This window comes from Bdellovibrionota bacterium (assembly GCA_035292885.1).
Classification (GTDB): Bacteria; Bdellovibrionota_G; JALEGL01; order JALEGL01; family DATDPG01; genus DATDPG01.
Window position 1 is genome coordinate 1 of sequence record DATDPG010000170.1, and the last position, 5132, is coordinate 5132.

Sequence of the window (5132 nt, forward strand, 5' to 3'; positions counted from 1 at the left end):
GGCGGGCGAACGCACGCATTCCACCTTCTCTGAGATCGACGCCTGGTTGCGGCCCGGCGACCTCTTAGTTCTTAACAGCGCTCGAGTCGATCCGGCGCGCGTGCGGTGGACAAAACCGAGCGGATCGGAGGAAGAAATTCTTTTTCTCCGGCCGATTGCCGGCGACGAGAATCATTCGACGTGGGAAGCTATCGTTTCCGGAAAGCGGCTAGCCGGAAAAACTCCTTATTCTCTTCCCAACGGACTGAGCTTCACGTTGCTGTCGCGAGCAGAAGGAGGACGGGCGACGATTTCTCTGCCCAAGGCAATCCCCGCCCTACGGGCCTGGATGGCCGAACATGGAAGGCCTCCGCTTCCGCCGTACATTCGTCGCGAGCGGTCCAGGCGCGGATTGAAGGAAGAATTTTCCGAGGATGTCGCTCGGTATCAGACCGTCTTCGCCGAACGCGAGGGCGCCGTGGCGGCGCCGACGGCCGGCCTCCATTTTTCGACGGACCTGCTGGAACGTTTAAAGAACCGGGGAGTTGAGGTTTCTTTTCTCCATCTCGCCGTAGGATGGGGAACATTTGAGCCGCTCACGAGAGAACATTTCGAGAGCGGCCGGCTCCATTCCGAGTGGGTGGAAATGCCAAGAGACCTCGTGAGTCGGCTTCAGGACGCGCGAAAAGAGGGACGTCGGATCGTGGCGGTCGGCACAACCTCGGTACGGGCACTCGAATGGTGGGCCGAACAAAGGGAGCCGAGGGAATTGTTCGGCTGGTGCGACCTCTTTTTGCGCCCTCCCTGGAAGCCGAAGGTGGTGAACGCCGTGGTCACCAATTTTCACCTTCCGCAGTCCTCCCTCATGGTTTTGATTGCGGCTTTTCTGGGAAACGGAGGAGTTCGGCGAATTCTGGAACTCTACGCCGAAGCGATTGCGAAAAAATATCGGTTCTTCAGTTACGGCGACGCCATGCTGATTCTGTAATCCGATGAACGTTTTCGAAATTCTTACTACGGACCCTTCGTCCTCGGCGCGCCGCGGCCGTCTTTCGACTCCTCACGGCGTAATCGACACCCCCGTGTTCATGCCGGTGGGGACGAACGCCACGGTAAAAACTCTGGGTGCCGAAGATCTTGAGGCGATGGGATCGCAAATCATTTTGTCGAACGCCTACCACAATACCCTCCGACCGGGAGATGAAAGAATCGGTCGCTTGGGCGGCCTGCATAAGTTCATGAATTGGAACGGCGCTATTTTGACCGACAGCGGCGGCTTTCAGGTCTTCAGCCTCGAAAGTCTCCGGGAAATCACAGAAGAAGGAGTTCGCTTCCGCTCGCACGTCGACGGATTGGAAATCTTTTGGACACCCGAAAAGGTCATGGAGATCCAGGCTAACCTCGGCTCGGACATTGTTATGCCGTTGGATGAGTGCCCGGCGCTCCCCGCGCCGGCGGAGAAAATTCGGGAGGCCGCGGAACGGACGCTTCGATGGCTCGAACGTTCGCTGAAATCCCCCCGAACCGAGGCGCAAGCTCTCTTCGGGATCGTTCAGGGCGGGATCGATCCCGAACTTCGGCGTTGGAGCGCGCGCCGGACCCTTTCGTTGGAGTGCGAGGGCTATGCGATCGGCGGATTGAGCGTTGGAGAGGAAAAGAAGGCCATGCTGGAGATGGTTGCGATTACGGCGGAAGAACTTCCGAAACAAAAACCTCGCTACTTAATGGGTGTTGGAACGCCGATGGATTTGATCGAGTCCGTTGCGCATGGCATCGACATGTTCGATTGCGTTCTGCCTACCCGTAACGCTCGAAACGGGACCCTCTTTGTGGCGCCGGGAACATTGGCGATCAAGAATGCGGAATTCAAGGAGGACGAACGGCCGATTGAAGATGGATGCGAGTGCCTCACATGCCGGCGCTACTCCCGCGCCTATCTTCACCATCTCTTTCGGGCGAATGAGATTTTGGGCCTTCGGCTGAACACGATTCATAACCTTACGTTCTATCTCACCTGGATGAAGCGGATCCGCGAAGCGCTTGCCACAGGCCGCTTCGGCGAGCTTCGGCGGGAGGTTCTCTCTTTCGTTTGACCCTCCGGCATCGCTCCGGTAGAACATCGCCCCATGATTTCAGAAGTTTACGCCATGGGTTCCCGTCCGGAAGGACAGCCGGGCCAGCCGAGCCCCGGCATTAGCCAATTGCTCTTTCCGATGGTGGTGGTATTCGCGATTTTCTATTTTCTGATTCTGCGCCCGCAGAAGAAAAAGGAAGGCCAGCTCCGGAAGTTTCTGGACGATCTCAAAAAGGGGGACGAGGTCGTCACACAGGCGGGAATTTACGGCCGTGTGGCGAATATCGAAGAAAAAATTGTCACGTTGGAAGTGGCGAACAATGTGAAAATTCGAATCGCCAAGAGCGCCATTGCCGGCCTTCAAGCCGCCGGCGGAAGCTGAACGAAGGATGCACTCAGCCTGGAAGTGGAGAACAGCCGCATCCGTCTTCTCTACGCTGCTTGCGGCCTATCTCGTTCTGCCCAATTTTATTTCGTTGCCGGAGGAAAAAGAGGACGTCGAACCGCCGTGGTACGTTCGCGCGCTTCCCAAGTCCAAAGTAAAGCTCGGCCTTGATCTCCAGGGCGGGATCCATATGGTTCTCGGGATCGATCTCGGCCGGGCTCTCATGAATGAGTCGGACCGTTACACGCGCGATCTGAAGGAGCTTCTCAAAGAAGAGAAATGGAAAATCCCTTACACCAGCATCGAACGGGCGTTTGAGTCCACGCAGATTACGGTTCAGCTTCGCGAGAAAGAGGACGCAAATAAGTTTGAAGAACTTTTGCGGGAATATTTCGCGAACGTCTTGGACGTGGTCACGACCGATCCGGGCGCGGCGAAGTACACTTTGGATCTAAACGCGACACGGCAGACGGATGCGGAGCAGCAGACGATCCGGCAGGCCCTCGAGACGCTTCGCAATCGTCTGGACGAATTCGGCGTGGCCGAACCTTCGATTCAGGCTCAGGGGAAGGACCGAATCATTGTCCAACTCCCGGGCCTGGATGATCCGCAAAGGGCGCAAAATGTCTTGGGCCGGACGGCTCAGTTGGAATTTAAGATTGTGGATGACGAATCGATGGAGCCGATCAAATTGGAAAGTTTGGTGCAGGAAGCCAAAGCCAAACTTCCTCAGGAGGCCAAGATCTACGACTTAAACCGGGCGCTTCAGGGCAAGTTGCCGCCGGGAACGGAAGTTCGAATGAAGGAGGACAGGGACAAGACGACCGGCGAAGTGATCGAGACACCCTTCCTCATGAAAGCGGAAACCTTGCTGACCGGCGACATGCTGGAAGACGCTCGGATCGGTGTTGGCGAATACAATCAGGCGGTGGTGAACCTTCAGTTTGACCCTCGCGGGACGGCCATCGTCGACAAGGTTACGGGAGAAAACATCGGGAAACGGCTGGCGATCATTCTGGATGACAAGATCCAATCGGATCCCGTGATCCAAGCGAGAATCGGCAACGGCCGTCCGCAGATCACGTTCGGCGCCCTCCGGTCGCATCGCGAAATCATGGACGAAGCCAAGGACTTGGCGCTCGTGCTTCGGGCCGGAGCTCTCCCGGCACCCGTGGAAATTCTTCAGAATCAGGCGGTTGGACCGAGTCTGGGACGCGATTCGATTGAAAAGGGCATCAAAGCTATTTTGGTCGGGAGTCTTCTCATCGTCCTCTTTATGGCTTTGTATTACAGGCTCGCGGGCATTCTCGCCGATTTCGCCCTCATCACCAACGTGATGTTCATTTTGGCGGCATTAGGTGCGCTGCATGGGACGCTGACCCTTCCGGGCCTCGCGGGCATTTTGATATCTATCGGTATGGCCGTGGATGCGAACGTCATTATTTACGAACGGATTCGGGAAGAGTTGCGCGCCGGAAAAACCGCCAAGCAAGCCATCGAGGCCGGTTACGACCGCGCGCATCTCACTATTATCGACTCGAACTTCACGACGATCATTACAGGTATTGTTTTACTGCAGTACGGCACCGGATCGATCAAAGGCTTCGCGATCACGCTGATCTTCGGCCTCGTGGCGAACTACTTCACGGCGCTCTGGTTCACGCGCCTCTTCTACGAATGGTACGTGGCGAAATTTCAACCGCAGACGGTGTCAATCTAATGTCAAAGCCCTTTTTCGAAATGATCCCGTCGGGCACGAACATCAATTTCGTCTCGAAGTTCAACGCAATGTTCGTGGCTTCCACTGCCGTTATGGTCCTCTGTTTCGCGACGATGTTCATACGAGGATTCAATTACGGTGTGGATTTTCGCGGAGGAACGGAAGTCCACGTGCGATTTGAGCCGAACACAAAAGCGGATCATGTCCGTGAGGCGCTCAAGCCGATCGGTCTCGGATCCGCGATGGTCCAGGGTTTTGGAGAAGAGGGATCGGGAGAGTTTTTGGTCCGTGTGGAGCCGACGAAAGTCAATCTGGAACAGTTTAAGGGTAAAGTGGGGGCCGCGCTCAATACCGTGGCTGGGGAAGCGGCGCCGGCCAAAGTGCGATGGGCGGAAGACCGTCTCTACGTCACGTATTCGAAAGATGTGGCGACAGATCAGATCAAGAGCGCCGTTGAAAATCTTGCAATCAAGGAACTGACCATCGCATCCGTCAATTTGTTCGGTCGCGCGAGTGACCACGAGTACTTGGTTCAGTTTTCCGGCATTTCGGGTCAGATGATTCGCGCGTTTGAAGCCTCCTTCGGGAAAGGAAAGTTTGAGGTCTTGCAGGTCGAACAGGTAGGGCCGAAGGTCGGCGGCGAACTTCGAATGCAAGCGCTGGGCGCCGTATTGATTTCGCTTCTTTTCATTCTGATTTACGTTTGGTTCCGTTTTGAATTCGAATTCGCCCCCGGGGCCGTGATCTCCCTGATCCATGATGCGGTCTTTATTTTGGGTGTTTTTTCATTCTTTCAATTGGAAGTGGATCTGTCGGTTGTGGCGTGTGTTCTGACGATCGTCGGTTACTCAATTAACGACACCATCGTTCTGTACGACCGCGTTCGGGAGAATCTGCGGAAATCGCCCAATCCCAATTTGGTCGGCGTGATCAATGAGAGCATCAATCAGGTCTTGGCGCGCACGATCATTCTT

Annotated in this window: 5 protein-coding genes; all 5 read left to right on the forward strand. The window is 55.7% G+C overall.

The genetic code is table 11. The features are described from left to right. On the forward strand, nt 1-967 hold a 967-nt coding region (gene queA / locus VI895_12485; protein ID HLG20616.1), incomplete at its 5' end, for a tRNA preQ1(34) S-adenosylmethionine ribosyltransferase-isomerase QueA. A 4-nt stretch (nt 968-971) separates the two neighbouring features. Continuing rightward, nucleotides 972-2072, forward strand: coding sequence for a tRNA guanosine(34) transglycosylase Tgt (gene tgt, locus VI895_12490; protein ID HLG20617.1), 1101 nt, complete (start codon nt 972-974; stop codon nt 2070-2072). 33 nt (nt 2073-2105) lie between these two features. Continuing rightward, nucleotides 2106-2435 carry a preprotein translocase subunit YajC gene (yajC, locus tag VI895_12495; protein HLG20618.1) on the forward strand — a complete coding sequence of 110 codons (330 nt, stop codon included), beginning with the start codon at nt 2106-2108 and terminating at the stop codon, nt 2433-2435. A 7-nt stretch (nt 2436-2442) separates the two neighbouring features. Further along, on the forward strand, nt 2443-4158 hold the full coding sequence (gene secD, locus VI895_12500) for a protein translocase subunit SecD (protein HLG20619.1): 1716 nt from the start codon (nt 2443-2445) through the stop codon (nt 4156-4158). Further along, nucleotides 4158-5132 (forward strand): protein translocase subunit SecF (gene secF, locus VI895_12505; protein ID HLG20620.1); only part of this gene is annotated, 975 nt, incomplete at its 3' end. The genes secD and secF, both read left to right, overlap by 1 nt.

Bases quoted from the DNA above. Each gene is read 5' to 3' on its own strand.
- tgt (HLG20617.1), top strand. From the start codon at position 972: ATGAACGTTTTCGAAATTCTTACTACGGACCCTTCGTCCTCGGCGCGC.
- yajC (HLG20618.1), top strand. From the start codon at position 2,106: ATGATTTCAGAAGTTTACGCCATGGGTTCCCGTCCGGAAGGACAGCCG.
- secD (HLG20619.1), top strand. From the start codon at position 2,443: ATGCACTCAGCCTGGAAGTGGAGAACAGCCGCATCCGTCTTCTCTACG.